Raw genomic sequence first — 22,268 nt, 5'->3', positions numbered from 1 at the left:
ATTTAAAATTGATTAGAGGGTGTAATTAACGTCTGCTGAAAAGGAGGGCCAGGATAACCAATAGCAGGCCAGCTATCAGACAAACTATACCAAGCCATAATGCATAATTGCGTTAAACCATGGTGGGCTTTACGTAATAACTTAATACGACTGGTCTGCCAGCGTCGTAAAAAATTTTCTATGGCTAATGTTGAAGTGTTTTCCCAGCTACTGTGGATACCTGTAATCAGCCACCGACTGAAAGGAGAACCCACCAAATCTAACAATTCTCTCAGTTCAAGTTGTAATGCAGGCGATAAATAAGCTAGCTTTTCATCTAGCTGCTTTAGAAAAGCTTTTTGTTGTGCAAGCCCCCAGTTTAGTCCCTGCCTGACCTGATCTGCTCTTAACTCAGCTGTATTTATCCCTAAAATAACAGGTGTAACTGCACTCAAGAAGACAATATCAGCTGAATTCAGAAATTGATAGCCTGTTGTTTTTTCACTAAAGCGATTATCAGCCAGCTGATTAACAACAATCACACCCGAGAGCACCAACGAACCAACAGCTCCCACTTTTAAAAGCTGACGGCGTTTCAACATAAAATGCTTATTAGATGAAAAATATTTATTAGATAAAGCAACACCACTTTCATTGTATTTATCAGCAGGCATATTTGTGTATTTTATTATTAAAGATATTGGCACAAATCACTGTAAGATTATCTAACAAAAAATCGGTACAGTAATTTTAAAATAGGCTGTTTATACGGTGGATAAACCAGCTTAGCTCCATTAAATTTACCCTTACTAAACACTGGTTTAGCTTTTGAAAATGTTAAAAATCCTTCATGTCCATGATATTGTCCCATTCCTGAGTGACCAACCCCCCCAAAGGGTAAGTCATCTACCGCCACATGCATCATAGTATCGTTAATACATACCCCTCCTGAATGGGTATGAGTCAGGACTTTTTCTTGTTGGTTTTCATCTAAACCGAAATAATATAGTGCTAATGGCCGTGGCCCGGAATTTACTAGCCCGATTGCTTCATCAAGATTTTCATAGCCCACTATTGGTAAAATCGGCCCAAATACTTCCTGCTGTCTTATCTTCATTCCAGGTTTTGTATTAGCAACTAAATGCATTGTCATGCAGCCTTGCTCAGCATCCTCAGCAACACTTTCCATTTTATGTATTGTGGCACCTTGCTGGGTAGCATCTACCAACCAATCTTGTAAACGCTGATATTGCCTTTCATTGATAATACAACTGTAGTGCTGTTGATTACTGCTATACATTTTATTGAAGCAGGCTTTAAAAGCATTAATAAAATTATTTTCCTGCGACTTTGGTAATAAAATATAATCAGGTGCCACGCAGGTTTGCCCAGCATTAAATGCTTTACCAAAACAAATACGTTCAGCCGCTTCAGCAATGGGAAAATCCTTATCAATAATCACTGGCGACTTACCACCCAACTCTAGTGTTACTGGGGTAAGGTTTTCTGCTGCTGCCGCCATTACCGCATGCCCCACCTGGGTTGAGCCAGTAAATAACAAGTGATCAAAAGGCAGTTTAGAAAAATTAATCCCCACTTGAGCATCACCAGTGGCTACAGCAACTAAATCATCAGGAAAATTATTGGTTAATAGTTCAGCTAATAATGCTGAGGTTTTGGGTGTATATTCAGAAAGCTTCAAATAAGCTCGATTACCTGCTGCCAATGCGGTTGTTAAAGGCCCCATGGCTAAATAAATGGGATAATTCCAAGGCACAATAATGCCGACAACACCCAGAGGCTGGTAGATGACTTTTGCTTTCGCCGGCTGTAACTGCAACCCTACATGACGCTTGCTTGGTTTCATCCAACGTTTGATGCGTTTCATGGCATAATTGATGCCCTGAATGCTTGGCATGATTTCACCCAGCATAGTTTCTGGTGTCGCTCTGTTACCAAAATCTTCGTTTAAAGCAGTAACCAGCTGATCCTGGGCATCCAGCAATACCTGCTTCAATTTAGCTAGCCATTCAGTTCGCTCCAAAACCGTTGGCATAGGTTGCTTTCGAAACCCACACTGAAGATCCCGAAGTCGATCAAGTAAAGGGTTAAGCTCTGTTGTTGAACGCATTTGAGCAGCAGGTATGGCCATAATTGATCTTCTCCAGCAAGAAGGACGTTAACTTGTATTCCTTTTACTGCTTGTCACTGATAACATTATTAGAGTTATTACTCTAAATAGTCAATAGCAGCTATAGATTTAATAAGCTTTATAAACTTAATAGCTTTTATAGATTTAACAGGTTTATTTGTGGCAAAACCTAAAACACGAGATAAGATCATTAACACCAGCTTGGCTCTCTTTAACGAGCAAGGGGAGCGAAACGTGACAACAAACCATATTGCTTCTCACTTAGGAATATCACCAGGCAATCTGTATTACCACTTTAAAAATAAACAAGAGATCATTTATCAGATTTATCTTAAGTATGAAAATGACTTACAGAGCGTTTTAGTATTGCCTGAAAGCCGCTCTATCACACTTACAGACAAACAGCATTACTTAACAGCAGTTGTACAATGCATGTGGTGTTATCGGTTTTTCCACCAAGACTTGGAACACCTGTTAGTTTCTGACCCGATATTGCATGAAAGATACAAGCAGTTTTCTCGGTTCTGCCTGCAGTCAGCCGAAGCTATTTATAATGCCCTACGTACAGAGGGCTATATGACAGCCAGTGACATCCAATTAAAGGCATTAAGCAATCACTGCTGGATTACAATGACTTCATGGGTTAGCTTTTTACGAACCGCTGTTTTGTCAGACAACAATCGATTAACCAAACAATGGATTCACGAAAGCATCTTTCAAATTATGGCTATAGAATTGGCTTTTTTTACTAAAAAAGCTTTATATGAACTGAAAACACTCCCAGAGCTAACCTCCCCTTCCTTACTATTTGAGGCAATAGATGCAGTATAAATGGTTTATTGACCTGGGCAGTCATTCAGCAAAACTTTACCACTTAGAGTCTGTTGAACTAGTCAAGTACTGCTTAAGAAGCTGGAAGTGGATACAGCATAAATATGACTGCCATACAATATATACTCAGCTTAAAAACCTGTTAAACGAGTTCTCAGTAAATGAGCCAATTTTAGCTATGGGTACTGCCGCCCTTAGAAATAATACAACATTAAGAGAGCACGCCGAACAAGCGTGCAACAAACTTTCAATTCCACTGAAAGTAATAACCCAACAGCAAGAAGCAGAGTTAATTCGTTTAGCTTGTCAGCACCATGGCTATTCTAATGATTATACGATAATTGACGCTGGTGGTGGCAGCATTCAACTTATTCAACCCGATCAAGAAACACTATTTTATTCGTATGGCTTAAATTATTTAACCCAACAATTTAATTTATCTGACAAACCAGAAAATAGAAACATCAAACCGTGTATCGACTGGTTAACCAGCCAGCTACCCAAGCCAATAGATTCATTTATTTATACCGGCGGTGAAAAACGTTATCTAGAACATTTAGCTGTACCACTAACTAAAGATAAATGTGCAAAATCAGACTTTATTAAACTGGCAAATCAACTAGCACCAAAAACATTAGAGGAGCTTCGCAGCTTATCCCCTTTTGACCCTGAATGGATGGATGGCGCTATCGCTTCTAACTGTTTAATAGTTGCATTACTTAGCAACAGTAGTGAAGATTTTTTTATGGCGAATAATCTAACTATTGTTGATGGTTTGCCGCTTATTGATTTTGCAAATAGGCTTTAGTCCTAATGCCTACTAATAACTGTTATATGCACTTAACCACCAATGTAAAGTTTCACTTACTAATTTATATTAAATATCTAAAATACATAATAGATCTTTTATTTCAGAAATGAATTTATTTGAGCTTATGTTATCCTTACTTAATTGTTCTGGTGTAAACTTTCCTGTACCTACCAATAGGGATGCTAGTTCTGCATTTTTAGCACCTTGAATATCACTATCAACATCATCTCCTACCACAAGCACTTGCTCCTTCAATAACCCCATAACATTAACTGCACTATCAAATAAAGTAGGTGATGGCTTCCCTGTAATAACAGCCGTTTGTTGAGTGATAGACTCTAGTGCACTAGTAAAAGCCCCACTATCCAACCAGGTTTTTCCTTCTTTAAAATAATAAGGGTTACGATGGAATGCTATTAACTGCGCTCCTTGACGTATAAAATTAAATACTCGATTTAATACTTCATAATTAAACCCATAATCTAGATCCCCCAAAATAACAAAAGCTGGATTTTCCTCTGTGTGACCTACTTCTGGCAACATCTGTTTTGTTGCTTCGGGTATAGCTAAATACCCTGATTTTCCAGCAAAATGGGTTGATATATAGTATTTACAGGCGGAAACTGATGTCTGTATTTCATGCGATTTAATATCAAAACCAAGCTTGGTTAACATCACTGATAGCTGTTCTGGAGAACGCCCAGTGGTGTTAGTCACAAACTGCAAGATTATCCCTGCTCCTCTAAGCTTGGCAATGGCATCTACAGCCCCAGGTAAAGCTAAATTATTCAACACTAATGTGCCATCAATATCGAGTATAATTCCTTTGATCTTACTATAATCTATGACATCTAAATAATTCACACTTACCAACTTCATTTGCACTTAGAAATTCATATACAGTGACTGAACAATCAAGTTAACAGCTACCAACGTAAGTACCCACTTTACTATAGAAGAAAAGCTTTTGTTACTCAGCTTATGGCGTACTTTTGTACCAATATATGTACCTATCACACTCGCAATAGCAAGCATAATGATAAGCGGCCAATAACCTAAAATTGAATAACCTAAAGCTCCATAGACAACCACTTTAAAAACATGGCTGATTGCCATTAGTACGGCATTAGTTGCTACTACTCCATCTTTAGTCAACCCCCTATCTGTCAACACAGCAGTTGCCAAAGGGCCTGTTGCACCAACAATTACACCTAGTCCAGACTGCAAGCAGCCAATAAGCCACATAGAGTAGTTCAAACGATTTAGCCAGCTGAATAGTTGCGTCCAAGTGCTTAGCAAAATGAATAAACCAATCAACAGTGGAAAATAGTTAAAGTTAAAATTAATGACAACTAAACTAGCAGTCAATACACCTATAATAGATCCACTCAAGAAAGCACCAACTACCTCCCAATGAACGCACCTAAAAGCAAAAAGAAACCTAGAGCTATTACTCACCAATTGATTAGCGCCATACATAGGAATAACAACGGAGCTTGGTAAGTAAATAGGCAAAATACCTAAAAATAATTGGCCGCCAGCAAAACCTAACACTCCACTAATAGTGGATGTCACTAATGCAGCTATCATTAGAATTATCCAATCCATACGCTACCTTAATCACATAACTTTACATATTCAACTTCAAGCTTATAAATAGCCAATGCAAATAGCGCAAAAAGAATGCTAAGGTCGTATTGCATTTTATCGTTAGTTTATTTAAAAGTGGTAAAGCTAAAATAACAAGGCAAGGAGTAAGCCCAATGAAGAAAATCAATGTATTATCAGCGCTATTCTGTTTAACTATAGGGGGAGGATATTTTAACTCAGCATCTGCTAGCCTGATAACCCAGGTGAATTCAGTAGATGGGCTTGGTGACCAAGCTAACTTTACACTTGAAAACTTTGAAGATAATCAGTTTGCCACTGGTATTCAATTTTCTTCAAGTACAGGCACTTACAGAGCACCTGCTGATGTATTTAGTGGTAGCAACACACCTTCAGGCAAGTATGGATTAACTACCAATAGTTATCCAGACCCAATTTCCATGACGTTTACAAACCCAATTACCGCACTGGGTTTGTTTTTTGGTAATGATGATACTTGCTGCACTAATAACTTCACAGCTTATCTTGATATATTTACTAATACTGGTGAAATTGAAACTATATCAGCAGAAGCCAACATGAATGACTGGACAGATCAGTTTATTGGCTTTGTAAGCGAGACGTTAATTACCAAAGTAGTTTTTCGCTATGGCTATAATGGCAACGAGCCACTTCATATATTTCTTGATGATGTAAGGTTTAGCGCTAAAGTCGAAAGCATTCCTTTACCCGGCACACTAGGCCTAACATTACTAGCAGGTTTAGGGTTATTAAGGCGTAAAACCATTAGTTAGTCGCTTGGCATTTATCTTTATAGTTACCACCTCCAGTCTTGGTTATGTTATGTTCAGATAGTACCTTCAAAAGTTCATAATATAACCAGCTCTTTCAGATCCCCTACCGCTAACTGAATCCTGAGTCTATTTTATAAACAAATAATAAATTTCGCCTATTAAACACATCTATAAGATTATTTCACTAAAATCAATCTAAGGGTAAGATAATTAAGGCATCTCCAATAATTGTTTACTACCTTTAGATACTCAGAAAGAGACTATAAACAATTACTAGAGGTCCTTTTTTCACTAACAGTTGTAAATGAAGGTGTACTGATGTCAAATGACACAGCTCCCTATAAGTGGCCTGATCCTGTTGTTGAATGGGCGGCTACTTCTATTATTGATGTAAATGCACCTTCAGAATGGGTAAAAAAGCTTGTAGGGCAGATGCTACAAGTAAACCTACCTTTAGAAAGGGTAAGAATTTTACATCAAATTCTCCACCCTCAATTATCAGGCATCAGCTACTACTGGACTCGCGCCAGCTCAGATGTCGTTGTTAATAAAGCAACTCAAGGCCTGCTAGAGCGAGACAGTTATTTACTGAGCCCTTTTCATCCAGTATGTAATGGTGCAACAACCATCATTCGTCGACATCTAACGCTTTCAAGTGAGCCGTTAGACTTCCCGATACTTAGCGAGCTAAAAGCCCAAGGAATGACAGATTATCTGGTTTTGCCTCTCAACTTTTCTGAAGGTGAAATTGGTGCAATTAGTCTAGCGACTAACCGAGCCAGCGGTTTTACAGAGCTTGAAGTCAAACGTATTCAACAAATTGTTAGAGCCGCAACGAGAGGCTTAGAAATATTGATCAGGCATGAAACAGCTTTATCATTGATATGTGCTTACTTGGGTAATACTACAGGAAAACGCGTTTTATCCGGCATGGTACAACGAGGTGAAGGAGAAGCCATTGACGCTATTATTTGGTTTTCAGATTTAAGAAATTCAACCAGACTATCTGAAAAACTACCGCCTGATGAGTACTTAGCATTACTTAATCAATACTTTGACTGTCTTGCAGGTGCAGTACTCAATCAAGGTGGGGAAGTACTTCGATTTATTGGTGATGCTGTATTAGCTATTTTCCCAGTAGACAAACAAAACTTCGCCAACTGGGAAGCGGCCTGTAAACGTACACTATTAGCTGTAAAAGATGCGGAATTAAGAATCGCTGTTTTAAATGAAATTCGTGCCAAAGATAGTTTACCACCAATTAGTTATGGAATAGGCTTGCATTCAGGGCCAGTCTACTATGGTAATATTGGCACCTCTGGACGAGTAGAATTTACCGTAGTAGGCAAGGCTGCAAATGAGGCCGCCAAACTAGAGTCTCTTTGTAAGCAGCTTAATCAAAAAGTGATTATTTCTGAACCGCTTACTCAATATCACCAAGGACCTTGGATCGATCTAGGTAAACACCAAATACCCGGTACCAATACTGAAATATCATTATTTACTTGTTAATACTTGTAAAAACAATATGGTTGGCCGGGAAGGATTTGAACCACCTCACCCACCTTTATCAGGAGTGTGCTCTGCCAAATTAAGCTACCGGCCAACAATTATTAGGGGTGCCCAGAAGTGATTTAGCATTAAACTACTAACCTAATACTTTTGAGTCCTCGCCATAGACAGATAAATACAAAAATAGAAAAATAGAACCAGCCTATGTTAACTGAAATTGACTGAATTATGTGGTCAGCTGAAAGCCCTATCGCCTGATCAGCAGCCTTTCCAGTTAATACTACACCCAACCCAGCGGCTAATGTGATTGTTGTTTTCGTGATTCCAGAAGCTGTACCAGCTACAACAGGGCTAACAACGGACTGCGTTGCAACTAAAGTTAACGCATTCGCTATACCAAGAAAAACTGCACAAATAGTGATGCCTATTAAATACATACCAAATGATGATAATTTAGGCGCTGATATAAATACTACAGCGACAACCCCAAGCATATATTCATCACTAATACTGACATAGACTGATAATAAATAAACACTAATAACCCACTTCAACCCACCTTCTGATGCAGACAAATCAATACCAATTTGAGGTAAAGCTAAATTAAGTGCAAACGCATCCAACTGAATGCAAAAAATCCCTGCTGCGAACGCCAACAAAGCTAAAATAGAGCTGTTTGCAAACATTTTACTCATAAAGAAATAACCTCAATCTATGTACATTATGAATAGTACAGCTAATTATTTAATTACATTAAAAGTGCTAAATTTAACTAACACTAAGCACCCTATAACAAAGTGCTTTGAGCTTAATTAAAAGAAGTTTTTCGTATAGAGAAAACTAATGAACCTGAAGTACTTCAAGCTTAATTCCAGTAAGTACTGCTACACTTAGAAGACTTTGAGCCACTAACAGGATAAAGCCATGCTTTCTGCCTTAAAATCTATCACTCTGACAACTGGGTTGCTCTTCTGTATAGCTACTCAAGCCGCAACTATTGAACTAGTTGATGGAACTCGTATATTAGGTGAGATCAAGTCTCTAAACGACGGGGTTTACGTTATCGATACACCTAGCCTGGGCCAAATGCGAATAGAGCAAAAGAAGGTTCGTTCAATAAGTAAGGATAAAGCAGCGACTGCTAATAATCTATCAATTGATAGCATTAGGCAATCACTTATTAATAGTCCTGAAACAATGAAAGCCATATTGGCACTACAAAATGATCCACAAGTCAAAGCAATACTTGCAGACCCTGAACTGATGCAATTAATCAACAGTGGTAATATGAATGCCTTGCAGAACAATCCCAAGATTCAACAATTGATGACTAACCCTGAAGTGCAATCAATAACTAAACAGATTCTTCTAGGGCAATAGCTTGAATTACACCTAATAATGAATCGTAGAAGGGATACCAATCACGATTCATTATTAGGTGTAGAGCAGCTACCCTCAGCGGAGGGTATAGTACAGTTCAAAGAAGCTATACAGTCTATCAGCCAACACTTGATGTGCAGCAGTTGTTGGATGTACCTTATCCCAAAATAAATAGCCATCGCAGTTATCTGGTGCATTACCTGCTATATCAATACTTCTAGCCATTGTAGAGTCATCGTCATCTATTAGCCTAGAATTACCTTGTCGATTGAAAGTATCCCTTTCTCGAAGAGACATTTGTTGCCCTGAAGGTAAAGCATCATGCAGCATAGGGTTTTTAGAGAAATTAGGATCATTTTCAAACAACTCTCGTAATTCATACCTATTTAGCTCTTCCATTTTTTTTGGTTCAGTTTTCAAACCATAGTAATCATACTGTATTAGCGACTTACTATGAGCATACTGTTTGCTTTTACCTTTTATAAAAGGGTGCCAGATATAACCCTTGGTATAGCAGGCCTGATCAGTATTAGTAAAACCTAAACTCGCTGCATTTTGAATGATTTCTTTCAACTCACTTGCAACATCAAATAGCCTGACTTTATCAGGGTTTCTTGTACTCATTAACCTAATTAATTCTTGATTATGTTTGGTTGAGATATTTTCTAGATCAGCAGATTGTGTATTATCGTAATAATTTGAGAAAGGCGTTATATTGAGTTTAGGTATATTAATAACCAACACCTGGGCAGCTCCTCCAATTAATGCCTGACTAATTGTTTGATCAATAGCCAACATCACTCTGTCCGTATCTCGCCAGTTATTTGTCACATAATCATTGGCGCCAGCCCAAATAATTACAAGATCAGAAGATTGGAATTTATTATTTTCTAAAAACTGTTCTACTTCATGTTCAAGATTATTAATCACTTGATAAGTTGGGTTGTAAGACTCTTTTTCATATGCAGCTGCTGTAGCACCGCCTTCTGACTCATTAATTATTGTTAAGTCAATTGCTTTCTTTTGAAAAGCCTCTTTTATGTAGTCAACCCAAACTGGCCCATCAGCAAATCTCCCAGTATAATATGGTGGACTGGATGGTAACCACCCTTTTGACTTTTTATACATTTTCCCTGTATCGCTCAAACTATCCCCAAAAATCACAATACGACTAATACTCACTTGTTCTTTTGCAGAAAGTTGAGTTGCAGAAAATAACAGTACAGCAATGACAGAAAGCCTTATTAGTTTTTTCATAATTAATATTCTTTTTATTTTGAAGTATAAAATGCCACCCTCTATCACATAGAAGTTGTTTATTTTTAATACCCTTTCACAAACCACTCCATGTGGGAGAGGCAAAATAAAGCTGGTTACTTATTATTGATATCCACAGCCTATATTTTTATTTTAATTCTACTTTATAACAGTTGTTTTAAATGGATGATTGATCACAAAAACAGATTACTAAGCAAACTTTATATTTCATTCTTTCTAGACATATTAGTACTGTCTAAATATTATCATCAGTTGAAAAACACATGCCAGCGGATACTTAGGCCTTTAACATGCGTCTACTCCACACATCAGATTGGCACTTAGGCCAACACTTCATGAATAAAAGCCGAGAGGCAGAGCACCAGGCGTTTTTAGAGTGGTTGCTCACTACAATTAATGAGCAAAAAATAGACATATTAGTAGTAGCCGGTGACATTTTTGATACAGGCACGCCGCCCAGTTATGCGCGAAAATTATACAATAATTTGATGGTAGGCATTCAAAATACTCACTGCCAACAAGTATTGATTGTAGGAGGTAATCATGACTCGGTCGCTGTGTTACATGAATCTCGCCGCATTCTATCTTGTTTAAATATTACCGTCATTGGTGGTATATCAGACAACCTTGAAGAACAAGTACTTACAATTAAGGACAGTAACAGTCAACCTATAGCCATTATCTGCGCAGTACCTTACATTCGACCAAGAGATGTATTAAACAGCCAAGCAGGACAAACCCAAACAGAAAAACAGCAGACTTTAGAGCAAGCCATCGCTGATCATTATCAACAGCTCTTTGATATTGCACAACAAAAAGCCAAAAACAGCAATCAAGCACAGCCTCTCCCCATAATTATGACAGGTCATTTGGCTACAGTAGGGAGTCAATCTTCAGAGTCAGTACGTGATATCTATATAGGCAGTTTGTCAGCCTTTCCTGCACGACACTTTCCTCCAGCTGACTATATTGCCTTGGGCCATCTTCATAGTAGTCAGCAAGTGTCGGGGGTAGATCATATTCGCTATTCAGGCTCTCCTATTCCACTGAGCTTTGATGAAGTAGATGACGCTAAACAAGTGTTGTGTGCTGAGCTGACAAGTAATGGCTTGGCTTCTGTCGAAAGTATTGAAGTCCCTCGCTTTCAATCAATGGCTACCGTTAAAGGTAATTTAGCTGATATAGAACAACAGCTTGGTCAACTAGAATCAACACCAGGGCAATCCACTTGGTTAGAAATCATTATTCAGGAAGACGATTACTTATCTGATTTGCAGTCTCGACTTCAACAGCTGATCGCGGACACACCTTTTGAAATATTGAAGTTAAAGCGAGCCCGCAGCCAACAACAAACTATTGAACGAGAGGCTAAAGAAACCCTAACTGATTTATCTCCTATCGACGTATTTCAACGGCGGTTAGCCCAAGAAACTATGAATGACTCACTAAAAAATCAGTTAACACTGCATTTCAAAACCATACTAAGTGAGATAAAAGAAGACGAAACGCAATCGACAACAAGCATAAGTTGTAAGGAAAAAGCTTCTCTATAATGAAAATCTTAAGCTTACGGTTAAAAAATATTAATTCCCTTAAAGGTGAGTGGCTTATCGACTTTACTGAGCCAGACTTTGCTAACAATGGGCTGTTTGCTATTACAGGCCCAACAGGCGCAGGAAAAACAACATTACTAGACGCCATCTGTTTAGCCTTATACCACGAAACCCCACGATTAAAAGTGTCTGTTGCCAGCAATGACTTAATGAGCCGACACACAGCAGAGTGCTCAGCTGAAGTCGAGTTTGAAGTAAAAAACAACCGTTACCGTGCTTGCTGGCAACAACGTCGCGCCAGAGGCAAAACTGATGGTAAATTACAACCACCTGTTGCGGAACTTGCTAAATTGAACGGTTCTACAAGCGGTGTGATTATTGCTGACAAGTTAGCAGAAACCCGAAAACAAATAGAGACTGTCACTGGTTTAGATTTTAGTCGCTTTACGAAGTCAATTTTATTAGCCCAAGGAGGATTTGCTGCTTTTTTAAATGCTAAACCCAATGAACGAGCCGAACTGTTAGAGGAACTTACAGGTACTGAGATTTATGGGCAAATATCTCAGCGTGTATATGAACACAGCCAACAAGAAAAAAATACTTTATCGTTATTATATGATAAAGCAAACGTTACCAAACTGCTTGATACTGAAACAAAAAACCAACTAACAACAAAACAGGAAACCCTAGCAAAAACTATAGATCAATTAGAAATTGATCTAAAAAAATATAACTCGCTAAAACAATGGTTAGAGCAAATATCTGAGTCTGAAGCTAAAATCCAACAAATTAAAGATAAGATTGACCAACACCAAAAGACTATAATCCAAGCAGCCGTTGATATTAAAAAGCTAGAATCACACCAGCTTGCCTTAGAAATCAAACCAATCTACAAGTCTTGGTTAGATATCAATCAACGATTTAGTAATAATCAGCAGGACTTAGATAGGTGTCTTAGAGAACAAACAACAGTTCAAGACTCAATTAAACAAGCTGAACAACAAGTAAAGTCACTAGCAGACCTTTATCAGCAACACCAAATAGAGCAAAGCAGCCTGGAAAAAATAGCTGATCAGGTGACTCCTCTAGACTATAAAATAGCAGAGCTTACCAGTCAGCAGAAAAAATCTGAAAGTGATTTACAGAGTCTAAAACAGCAGCTAATGACACAACAAGACGCTCTTAAAAAAGCTAGTAACCAACAAGCAGAGACTGAATCAAACTATATTAGCGCAAAAAACTATCTAGACGCACATTCGCAATACAAATACTTAGCAGAAAAACTCCCATTATGGAAAGAACAATTCAAGCAACGTCATAATCTTTACCAACAAGAGAAAGAACACACTAATCAAGTAGCATACACCAAAAAATTAACTGAAGAGAAAAATAGTCAAATCGATGAAGCTAAAATTGCTATTAATGAATCCAGACTATTATTACAGGAACAACAAAGCCAACAGCAAGCATTATCTGACCAAGTTAAGCAAATTTTGGGTGTACACGATAATGAAACTCTGGAAAAAAATTATCATCAAGTAATAGAGCAGCATCCATTACTCAATGAGCTTGAAAAGCTAGCCAGACATTACCGTGAATATATTATCAACCAAGAAAGTCTAACAAATAACAAAAGCAATACTGAACAAAAGCTTTCAGCGCTCAATAGCAAACGGTTAGAAAAAAACCAAATAAAAAAAGTAACACAAGAGCATATAACCACTATTGAGAAAAACCTAAGTTTAGAGCTTAATATTCAAAGCCTATCAGCACATCGGGCAAAGTTACAAAAAGATGACCCTTGTCCTTTATGTGGTTCAGAAGAACATCCAGCAATAGCTGAATATCAGCAAGTAGACCCCTCTAAAACAGAGCAGCAACTCTTAATAAAACGTGAAGAGTTAGCTGAATTAGAGCAATACTTGCAAAGCATCAATGATGAAGTCATTACTATTACTCAACAACAAAAGTATAACCAACAGGAAATTGATGCTTTAGTAAACAAAGTCAAACAGTGTACAAATGAGTGGACTAATATCGTTAATACATTAGACATTCGAATAGCTATCGATAATGATTCAGCTATAACCAAATTTTTACAAACAAGTAAAACACAATATGAGCAACTAACCAGCCAGTGGAAACAGTTTAAAGCAATCGAGAAGCAACTCGCAGATCTACAACAGCAAATACAAAAACTTGAGTCCAAGCAATTACAGCATGAAAGTGATTTAAAGCTGCTAAATCAAGCGGTAGAAAATCTACAGGGGCAACACCAGACTGAAACAAAAGAGCTACTAAACACCCAACAACAGCTGTCCGAATTAGAAGCAGCTCTTAACCAAGAGTTAGCCATTTTTAATGACTCTCTGCCCAATTTAGTTAATCAACATGACTGGCTCAGCAAACAAGGTTTATTAAGTAAAACATACCAACAAACTCAACAACAGCATAATGAACTACTACAGACATTAGCTGATAATAAGTTAGCCATTAATAGTTTAGAAAAAGATACCAAACAAACATTCAGCTTAATAGAAAACCTAACTACGTCATTAAGTGCCGTTAATGATCAATTAATAATACGCCAGTCAGAACGTTATGCACTTTTTGGTGATAAAAAAATTGATACTGAGCGCCGTCAATTAAAAGAGCAATTAAGTGTTCAAGAGCAGCAATTGCAACAAGCTAAGGACCAGCTGAACCACCAGAACCAAAATCACAACCAGCTTAAAGGACAAGCAACTACACTACAACAAAACAAGCAACTATTAACCAAACAACTACAAAAACTCACCCAGCAATGGCAACAAGCTTTAACTGACAGTCCTTTTTCTAGTCAGGAATCATTTGAGCAGGCGATCTTGTCAACAGCAGAATATGAGCAGCTAAAAAAGTTAAAGCAAAAACTTGATAATGAGCAGCAACGTAATCAGGGATTATTGCAAGGAGCAGAACAAACACTAAGTGATTTGCAGGGAAAGCAACTCACAGAACTAACAATTTCTGAAATCAATAACCAACTAACCGAACTTGTTAAACAACAAAAACAAACACAAGAAGACATGGCTGAACTGAAAGCTACCCTAAAAGCAGATGAAGCAGCACAGCAAAAGCAGCAATCATTATTAGCAGAAATTCAGCAACAACAGTCTATTACTGATACCTGGGTAAAGTTAGACAGCCTGATCGGATCAGCCAAAGGCGACAAGTTTCGTCGTTTTGCCCAAGGTGTTACATTAGACCACTTAGTATATCTGGCTAATCAACATATACAAAGACTACATGGCCGCTACCAACTTAAGCGTAAACTTACTGAAGAGCTAGAATTAGTAGTAGTTGACACCTGGCAAGCAGATGTAGAAAGAGATACCAGAACCTTATCAGGCGGAGAGAGCTTTTTAATTAGCCTTGCTTTAGCCTTAGCTCTCTCTGACTTGGTAAGTCATAAAACATCAATTGACTCTTTATTTTTAGATGAAGGATTCGGCACCCTTGATGCAGAAACATTAGATACAGCTCTTGATGCCTTAGATGCACTCAACGCCAGCGGTAAGATGGTAGGAATCATTTCTCATGTTGAAGCACTAAAAGAAAGAATTCCCACTCAAATTCAAGTAAAAAAGACTAATGGTTTGGGTTATAGTCGGTTAGATAAGAAGTTTTCTGTATAAAAACACTATGTAAGCGCAAGCTTTGCCCCTAGCCTCATCAATACCCCAATGATCTAGTTCAAGGAGAAATATTATACTTTTTTATAATTTTATTTTTAAGGTTATCATCGTAAATATCTTCAAATGCATTATTTAAATTACTATAGACCTCATCAGAAGTATTATTACTAACAGCCATGTAATAGTTGTACTTAAAAGTCATTATAGCTGATTCAACATCTTCAAATTTGTAGCCTAGCTTTTTCAGCCTAATTGGCAAAGAAATATTATTTCCAGAAATCAAGTCTACTTTTAGTGCATATAGCTTCTTAATATTTTCTTCCTCTGAAACAGAAATTCTCAGCGCTTTATTTTCTTCAAACCCTTCTGAACTTAAAAACTGATGACTAACATCGCCACGCATAACACCAATAAGATATTTTTTTGCATCATCTATAGTAGCAAGAGTAATGTCTTTACGACTACTTAGCTTATATAAATAAAATTGCTTACCTGAAAATAATGGCCCTATCCACTGAAATAGGGATTCTCTTTCCGGAGTACGTAAAATGGTATAAATGATTACATTAGGTTTGTATAGAGCAATTTGGTATGATCGAGCCCAAGGATATAAGTGAATGCTATATTTATAGTTTGCTTTTCCTAATACTTTTTTAACTATTTCTGTTGAGGCTCCAACAACTTGGCCTTTTTCGCGATAATTATATGGAGGCCAATTTTCTGTCACCACTAATAACTCATTAGCGCTAAGCTGTAACATGCTAGCAGCAACAATCATCAAGCTTAAGCATTTTACTATCATTTGGTTATATAACCTACAAACAAACTAAGCTTAATTATAGCTTCAGCTATTGTGCTTCCAAATATTTACTATGCAAGAGATAAGGGAACACCTTTGCAATAAATGCATGAATTATGTACAATTCATATCCTTTATTTTCAGTTTTATCCTGACTCAAGAAGATGTAGGAGTAGCCAACCGATGCTAAGGACAACAGCTTTTAACACTGTACTTCTGTTTATCACCGTTTTGTTGGCCAACATCGCCAGTGCTGAAATTTATCGATGGGTAGATCAAAATGGCAAAGCTCACTTCAGCGACAAGAAGCCTCAACACAAGCAAGTAAACACTGTTAATGTCAATCAAACCAACACTTACCAAAATGTTGAATTAAAACCTTTAGGGCCTTCTTCCGTTAGTACTAGCAGAAAACGTAATAAAGGGGTTGTAATGTATAGTGCTGAGTGGTGCGGTTACTGCAAAGTTGCACGCAATTATTTCCAGTCAAAAGATATTCCATTTAAAGAGTATGATATTGAAAAAAGCCAAAAAGGCCGTGATGATTTTAATAAACTGGGCGGCGGCGGTGTACCACTTATTTTGGTTGGCAAAAAAAGAATGTCAGGCTTTAGTCAGCAACGATTTGACAACTTATACTACCGAAAAAAGTAATCTACTGCTTCACCATTGTCTTATGCAAGGCTTTTGGCCAGTCTGCCTTAGGATTAAGCTTAATATAAGCTTTGCCCTCCATAACAGGCTCTAGCTTATCCAAGTGGTTAGCTAAATAATCTCCAGTAATCTTTAGCCTTAACGGATAAAACAAATCATTACTCTGTGCAGTCCCTTCAATAACAATATGATCTTTTTTTGCAGTTGGAGAAATGAAGGTTATTGTTGCAGGGATAATGATATCATCTAAATTGAACAACGTAATCCTTGCCTCAGAGTTAAGCTCAGCTAAATTTGCTTGTTCTTTTTCAAGAAAAATCAACATTTCAGCACCTGTTGCATTCATCATTTCTAACAAAACTGTATCAGGTTTAATTCGCTGATTTTTTTTCACCTTTATTTGCAAAATTTTTCCAGAAACAGGCGCTTTTATCATTGTATAAGCTAACTGTTGTTTCAAGACCATTATTTGCTGCTGCAAATGAGAGACTGCTTCTTGGTTAATAGTTTCCATTTCTTTTGCTAACTGACAACCAAGTTGAGCTAATTCGAGTGCTTTATTTTTTTTTGACTCAACTGGGGGACAGTTACTCACTGACTTACTGTTTTGCTTCCCTAACAAAGCTAAACGGTCCTCAACTTTGGTTATTTGGTTTTTAATTGGCGTTTTACTTAACTCCAGAAGTAATTGTCCTTGTTTGACAATGGCTCCCCCCTGAACTCTGACTCGCTTTATTTTGCCAGATATGACGCTGGTTAAATTAATAATAGGTAGTTTCAACTCACTCTTAGCAATAGCAATTCCAGGATATACATGAATATATATAAACCAACTGATAATACCGGCAAAGACAATAAAGAGTATGACAGCAGATGAATATTGCCAAGGTTTTAGATAATAAAACTCTTTCATACTCTTTATGTATCCTTAATGCCCTCTTACTTAAAGAACAGAAGTGGATTTCATCTACTCGTCATTCACCTCTTATACACCTAAACCCTAAAAGTCATTCAACAAGGGTATAAACTCTTGCCCTTTAAATATCCGCTTAGGATTACCACGCTCTAATTGCGTGTGTTGCTGCCAGCGTTTAACACTTTCAGCCGCTATAGCCATTTGCTCTAACTCATTTAGCTTTTCTTGCAATCTAAGTAAAGCAAGTTTCTTATTACTATGCTGGCTCCGTTGGCTTTGCACAATACACTGTATACCTGTGGGTATATGAGTAACCTGCACCGCTGAGTCAGTGGTATTAACATGCTGTCCACCTGCCCCTTGAGAGCGGCAAGTGGTGATTTTGACTTGCTCCCTTGGGATCGAAAAATCTTTTACAGGCCAATAGCGGCCAGAAAAAAACCAGTTTTTACGCTTATGCCCACGTCGAAACTGACTTTCACTCTGCCACAATAAAGAACCCTGCCAACGTTGAGCAAATACTTCTGCCTCAGCCCCTGTTACTGTATAAAGCACCGAATAACAACAGCCTTTATCATTGGCCGCTATTCTTTCAACCTCGTTCAGTTCAATATCAAACTGCTTTGCTTCCTCTTCTAGGTAGCGCGCAGATAGAGTAACAGCACGAGTGCACTCCACTGGTCCACGTCCAGCGCTTAATTGTAACCAAAACATCAACATCCCCCACTCTTCGAGGTTTTGTAGGTGAGAATGGGTTTAAGGCTGGCAATCAGCTCAATCAGTCCTGCGTCTTTTAAGTCTTGAATAACTTGATCTATCGACTTATAAGCCTGTGGGGCCTCTTCATAAAGCAGCGCCTTATTTTTACAAACCACATGACTGCCCAATGACGTTTTCTGTAAGTCTTGTACCCGATATTTATTAGATAACCGCGCTTTAGCTTCAGAACGCTGCCATTTTCTTCCTGCTCCATGGGCTAATGAAAATAATCCAGTAGCACTTTTAATTGGTTTTACTAGATAAGTATGTGCTCCTCTGGAACCCGGTATTGCAACAACACCTTGGTCGCTAGGTGTTGCTCCTTTACGATGTAACCAGCCTATCCCATTCTGTTTAGACACCAGATTATGGGTAACATCCAGCAACGACTCAGCATCTATATTTAGTGTAGCCATTATCTGGCTGGCAATTAGTGCTCGATTAGCGCAAGCCCAGCGAACTGCATCGTCATGTTTGTTTAAATACGCAACTCCTGCATCAGAGTCCGCTACAATACCTGCAGAATTAAACTGCGCAATATGTTGGTTTAGAATTTCATGTCCGTAGCCACGAGACCCACTATGCACTAACAGCTGTACATGTTTTTTTGATAAATGAATAGCCTCAGCCAGGGTTTGATCAAAAATAGTGTCAACTATTTGCAACTCAGCAAAATGATTGCCTCCACCAATACTGCCTAATGCTTGGTCAAAGTCTCTGCTGATAACACCAAACTGTTGTTTGGTTTGCTCAATCTCGTCTAACCAATCTAGATCAAGCGGATCATCCAAAATTGAGAGTTTGTCTATCCAGCGAGATATTTTGACCTTGTTGATCGGTTTATCAGTTTGCCATAGTCCCATGCCACATCCTATGTCGCTACCCACTAGGTAGGGATATAAGGTGTTTTTACTTAAAAACGCAGCACCTATGGGATAGCTTTTTCCAGGGTGTAGATCAGGCATACCTGCTACTTTCAGCATATCTGGCAATTTGGCTGAAAATTTTAATTGCTCAATTGCTTTTCCTTCAATCCAGGTTTTGTCAGAAGCAATTAGCTCAATATTTTTTTCAATTTGTTTAATGGCGTTAAACGTGCCCATTACTTTTGTCCATATTAATAACGATTAATAAGACAGGGCAACCAAGGAAGGAAGAGATAGATAGGAAACTTCTACTAGGTAGGGAATATAATCGAAAATAATACCTAACTACCAAGCCACCTTGTTGCCTTGCCCAGTATTTTGTTGTTGATTAGTTATGTAATACAGCATTTTTACCTCCGTTTATTTTATTTATACTCTTCACAAATAATTTCTAGGTTTTGTCATCTTCACCTAAAAACCATCCATATTAGATATATCATAGTTAAATTGGGTTTCGCCTAAAATTCACTTCGCTAAATAACAGGCGGCTAAAAATTTGAGCGAACTTTAAGCGATCTAATGTTGAAAATCAACTAAGAAAGAACCACCTTAGCCAAAAGCTTTTCATCTATGTTTGTTTATTATTTCTTGGTAACCCGCTTGGTAATCTGGGTATTTAAACTGGTACCCTAGCTCTATCAGTCGCTGATTACTGCATCGTTTGCTACTAGTAGATGCTCGGCTTAGTGGCAAGGTCGGCTTTGTATTTAGCTGAGTAGCTAACCAACTGACGACCTCACTTAATCGCGCTGGATGATTATCTACCCCGTTATAACACGAGGCCAATTGCACCCCCAGGTTATCTTGCTCAATTAAATAAGCCAAAATACCTGCACAATCATCTTGATGAATTCGATTAGTATATGGATCATTTGCGCCAACAACGCCATACCCTGCCCGTACTTGCTTAAACAAATACTCTCTGCCTGGACCATAAATACCAGAAAAGCGCACGGCTGTGGTAGGGATATCACTTTTCTCCAGCAACTGTTCTGCTTCTAACAAGCGCAACCCTATGCCTGTAGGTAATGTTTCACTGGTTTCGGTGACCCACTCATCATGCTGCTGGTGATATACGCGACTACTTGAAACATACAGCAAACGGCGAGTATTTTGTTTCGTTCTCTCGAGCCAGCCAAGTAAATTGCTAAGGCCTTTCACATAGGCTTGACGATACCCTTCATCTGAACGTTCACTAGCTGCCACACAATAAACCACGTAGTCACAGGTTGGCCAGTCTGAAAAGGTTCTTTCAATTGTAATATCTGAAGCAACAGGTTTTATCTCACTTGGTAATAAATCAGGGTTTCTTCTTACACCCCAGACATTAAACCCTTTTGAAAACATCAACTTAGATAGACGCGTACCTATATCTCCACAACCAACAATTAGGCAACTTTTTTGATCTTCCATTGCATGATTCTTCTAAAAAATGTCTACTATAAATAGAAAACTGATTGATTTTTTTAATAGTATGATAATCGGTACTTAAGCCATGCTACGACCGACAAACTAAACATTAACGAACTTCACAAAAGCAGTTGTAGTTTTTGCTTAGGGAAAATAGCATAGTACTGACTATATATACAGTATACAATTACGCAAAATACCATACTGTGTTAAGTTGACATATACGATATGTTAGTAAGTATTAGATAGCTTAAACAAGCAAATAGCGCTAAATAAGCTAAACAAATAGCGCACACCAAAAACTAAAAGTAGCCTGTCATGACTCTGACTGAACTTAAATATATTGTTACGCTTGCTCAGGAGCAGCACTTTGGCCGTGCAGCTGAGCGATGTTTTGTTAGCCAGCCCACCTTAAGCGTAGGCGTTAAAAAGCTGGAAGATGAACTGGGTGTCGCCATTTTTGAACGCACCAAAAATGCCGTGCATGTAACCCCTCTAGGACAAAAGATAGTGGAGCAAGCCCAAAAAGTGCTTGAAGAGGCCACCACCATCAAGCATATCTCTTCTGCCGGCAAGAACCAGCTCAGCAGCCCTCTACGGGTAGGCGCCATATTTACCATTGGTCCTTATTTATTCCCTCATTTAGTGCCTCAGCTGCATAAAGTAGCACCTGAAATGCCACTGTATATTGAAGAAAACTTTACTGCGGTATTAAGACAAAAGCTACGTAAAGGGGAATTAGACGCCATTATCATTTCACTCCCTTTCACCGAGCCTGATGTTGTTACCAAACCATTATACGACGAGCCATTTACAGTCTTAATGCCCGCGAACCACCGCTATACCCGGCTTAAAGTCGTTAATCCGGAGCACTTGGCTGAAACGGACTTATTGCTATTAAGTGAAGGGCATTGTTTCCGCGACCAAGTGCTGGAGCTATGCCCTGCATTAGCTCAAACAGCAGATAAAGCCACTAAAACTCAAACCAGTGTTGAAGCCAGCTCTCTCGAAACAATTCGTCATATGGTTGCTTCAGGAATGGGTATTACTGTGTTACCTGACTCTGCAGTGCATGATGGCCACTATGCCAAAGGGATGCTAGCCACCCGTCCCTTTAAATCTCCACCCCCATATCGAACTGTAGCGTTAGCTTGGCGGGTCAGTTTTCCCAGGCCTAAGGCAATTGATGTATTAGCTGATGCTTTACGGCTGTGTTCTGTAAGCGACTAGCT

At 38.3% G+C, this 22,268-nt stretch carries 20 protein-coding genes and 1 tRNA gene; 9 read left to right on the top strand and 12 right to left on the bottom strand.

Annotated elements, in window-relative coordinates:
- Nucleotides 1-2: 2 nt before the first annotated feature.
- Nucleotides 3-653: a twin-arginine translocation pathway signal protein gene (locus OQE68_RS13750; protein ID WP_180569982.1), complete on the bottom strand. Its 651-nt coding sequence runs from the start codon at nt 651-653 to the stop codon at nt 3-5.
- Nucleotides 654-700: 47 nt separating this feature from the next.
- Entirely contained in the window at nt 701-2,131 is a 1,431-nt protein-coding gene (locus tag OQE68_RS13745) for a coniferyl aldehyde dehydrogenase (protein ID WP_180569983.1), read from the bottom strand.
- A gap of 159 nt (nt 2,132-2,290) precedes the next feature.
- Here OQE68_RS13745 and OQE68_RS13740 point away from each other — a divergent pair, with 159 nt between their 5' ends.
- Together OQE68_RS13740 and OQE68_RS13735 are read left to right on the top strand one after the other, a co-directional pair.
- Entirely contained in the window at nt 2,291-2,962 is a 672-nt protein-coding gene (locus OQE68_RS13740; RefSeq protein WP_180569984.1) for a TetR/AcrR family transcriptional regulator, read from the top strand.
- Nucleotides 2,952-3,770: a Ppx/GppA phosphatase family protein gene (locus tag OQE68_RS13735; protein WP_180569985.1), complete on the top strand. Its 819-nt coding sequence runs from the start codon at nt 2,952-2,954 to the stop codon at nt 3,768-3,770. Before OQE68_RS13740 ends, OQE68_RS13735 begins: the two co-directional genes overlap by 11 nt.
- A 69-nt stretch (nt 3,771-3,839) precedes the next feature.
- On the opposite strand, the gene OQE68_RS13730 is transcribed toward OQE68_RS13735, so the two are convergent.
- The gene (locus tag OQE68_RS13730) at nt 3,840-4,652 is read right to left on the bottom strand and encodes an HAD-IIA family hydrolase (protein ID WP_180569986.1); all 813 of its coding nucleotides are present in this window, start codon (nt 4,650-4,652) and stop codon (nt 3,840-3,842) included.
- Nucleotides 4,653-4,658: 6 nt separating this feature from the next.
- Nucleotides 4,659-5,381, bottom strand: a complete 723-nt coding sequence (locus tag OQE68_RS13725; RefSeq protein ID WP_180569987.1) for a sulfite exporter TauE/SafE family protein — start codon at nt 5,379-5,381, stop codon at nt 4,659-4,661.
- Between the two features lie 155 nt (nt 5,382-5,536).
- Between OQE68_RS13725 and OQE68_RS13720 the strand changes: the two genes are divergently transcribed.
- The gene (locus tag OQE68_RS13720; RefSeq protein WP_180569988.1) at nt 5,537-6,175 is read left to right on the top strand and encodes a hypothetical protein; all 639 of its coding nucleotides are present in this window, start codon (nt 5,537-5,539) and stop codon (nt 6,173-6,175) included.
- Between the two features lie 318 nt (nt 6,176-6,493).
- Nucleotides 6,494-7,687 (top strand): adenylate/guanylate cyclase domain-containing protein, encoded by a 1,194-nt coding sequence (locus OQE68_RS13715; protein ID WP_180569989.1) that lies wholly within the window; start codon nt 6,494-6,496, stop codon nt 7,685-7,687.
- Between the two features lie 17 nt (nt 7,688-7,704).
- Here OQE68_RS13715 and OQE68_RS13710 read toward each other — a convergent pair.
- Nucleotides 7,705-7,781: transfer RNA gene (locus OQE68_RS13710), tRNA-Arg, on the bottom strand.
- 34 nt (nt 7,782-7,815) lie between these two features.
- Complete coding sequence (locus tag OQE68_RS13705; RefSeq protein ID WP_180569990.1) at nt 7,816-8,382, bottom strand: hypothetical protein; 567 nt, start codon at nt 8,380-8,382, stop codon at nt 7,816-7,818.
- 229 nt (nt 8,383-8,611) lie between these two features.
- Here OQE68_RS13705 and OQE68_RS13700 point away from each other — a divergent pair, with 229 nt between their 5' ends.
- Nucleotides 8,612-9,067: a hypothetical protein gene (locus tag OQE68_RS13700; protein ID WP_180569991.1), complete on the top strand. Its 456-nt coding sequence runs from the start codon at nt 8,612-8,614 to the stop codon at nt 9,065-9,067.
- Between the two features lie 75 nt (nt 9,068-9,142).
- Here OQE68_RS13700 and OQE68_RS13695 read toward each other — a convergent pair whose 3' ends face one another.
- Nucleotides 9,143-10,324: an SGNH/GDSL hydrolase family protein gene (locus OQE68_RS13695; RefSeq protein ID WP_180569992.1), complete on the bottom strand. Its 1,182-nt coding sequence runs from the start codon at nt 10,322-10,324 to the stop codon at nt 9,143-9,145.
- A gap of 311 nt (nt 10,325-10,635) precedes the next feature.
- On the opposite strand from OQE68_RS13695, the gene sbcD reads away from it, so the two are divergent.
- Both sbcD and OQE68_RS13685 read left to right on the top strand, forming a co-directional pair.
- Nucleotides 10,636-11,898, top strand: coding sequence for an exonuclease subunit SbcD (sbcD, locus tag OQE68_RS13690; RefSeq protein WP_180569993.1), 1,263 nt, complete (start codon nt 10,636-10,638; stop codon nt 11,896-11,898).
- A complete protein-coding gene (locus tag OQE68_RS13685) occupies nt 11,898-15,572 on the top strand; it encodes an AAA family ATPase (protein ID WP_180569994.1) in 3,675 nt (1,224 codons plus the stop codon). Before sbcD ends, OQE68_RS13685 begins: the two co-directional genes overlap by 1 nt.
- 58 nt (nt 15,573-15,630) lie before the next feature.
- Here the strand turns inward: OQE68_RS13685 and OQE68_RS13680 are convergent, their stop codons facing one another.
- Nucleotides 15,631-16,374 carry a substrate-binding periplasmic protein gene (locus OQE68_RS13680; protein WP_180569995.1) on the bottom strand — a complete coding sequence of 248 codons (744 nt, stop codon included), beginning with the start codon at nt 16,372-16,374 and terminating at the stop codon, nt 15,631-15,633.
- A gap of 180 nt (nt 16,375-16,554) precedes the next feature.
- Here OQE68_RS13680 and OQE68_RS13675 point away from each other — a divergent pair, with 180 nt between their 5' ends.
- Nucleotides 16,555-17,025 carry a DUF4124 domain-containing protein gene (locus OQE68_RS13675; protein ID WP_180569996.1) on the top strand — a complete coding sequence of 157 codons (471 nt, stop codon included), beginning with the start codon at nt 16,555-16,557 and terminating at the stop codon, nt 17,023-17,025.
- 1 nt (nt 17,026) lies between these two features.
- Here the strand turns inward: OQE68_RS13675 and OQE68_RS13670 are convergent, their stop codons facing one another.
- The 4 genes from OQE68_RS13670 to OQE68_RS13655 all read right to left on the bottom strand — a co-directional run bounded on the left by OQE68_RS13670 (nt 17,027) and on the right by OQE68_RS13655 (nt 21,039).
- Nucleotides 17,027-17,938 carry an HlyD family secretion protein gene (locus tag OQE68_RS13670; protein ID WP_180569997.1) on the bottom strand — a complete coding sequence of 304 codons (912 nt, stop codon included), beginning with the start codon at nt 17,936-17,938 and terminating at the stop codon, nt 17,027-17,029.
- An 87-nt stretch (nt 17,939-18,025) separates the two neighbouring features.
- Nucleotides 18,026-18,655 (bottom strand): peptide chain release factor H, encoded by a 630-nt coding sequence (gene prfH / locus OQE68_RS13665; protein ID WP_180569998.1) that lies wholly within the window; start codon nt 18,653-18,655, stop codon nt 18,026-18,028.
- On the bottom strand, nt 18,655-19,803 hold the full coding sequence (locus OQE68_RS13660) for an RNA ligase RtcB family protein (protein ID WP_180569999.1): 1,149 nt from the start codon (nt 19,801-19,803) through the stop codon (nt 18,655-18,657). The genes prfH and OQE68_RS13660 overlap by 1 nt, the downstream gene beginning before the upstream one ends.
- 387 nt (nt 19,804-20,190) lie before the next feature.
- Nucleotides 20,191-21,039, bottom strand: coding sequence for an NAD-dependent epimerase/dehydratase family protein (locus OQE68_RS13655; protein ID WP_180570000.1), 849 nt, complete (start codon nt 21,037-21,039; stop codon nt 20,191-20,193).
- Between the two features lie 315 nt (nt 21,040-21,354).
- Between OQE68_RS13655 and OQE68_RS13650 the strand changes: the two genes are divergently transcribed.
- Nucleotides 21,355-22,266: a hydrogen peroxide-inducible genes activator gene (locus OQE68_RS13650; RefSeq protein WP_180570001.1), complete on the top strand. Its 912-nt coding sequence runs from the start codon at nt 21,355-21,357 to the stop codon at nt 22,264-22,266.
- Nucleotides 22,267-22,268: the final 2 nt, after the last annotated feature.

It is taken from the genome of Spartinivicinus marinus, assembly GCF_026309355.1.
GTDB lineage: Bacteria > Pseudomonadota > Gammaproteobacteria > Pseudomonadales > Zooshikellaceae > Spartinivicinus > Spartinivicinus marinus.
The sequence above is the reverse complement of the archived record's forward strand: the minus strand, read 5'-3'. Positions and strand labels throughout refer to the sequence as shown.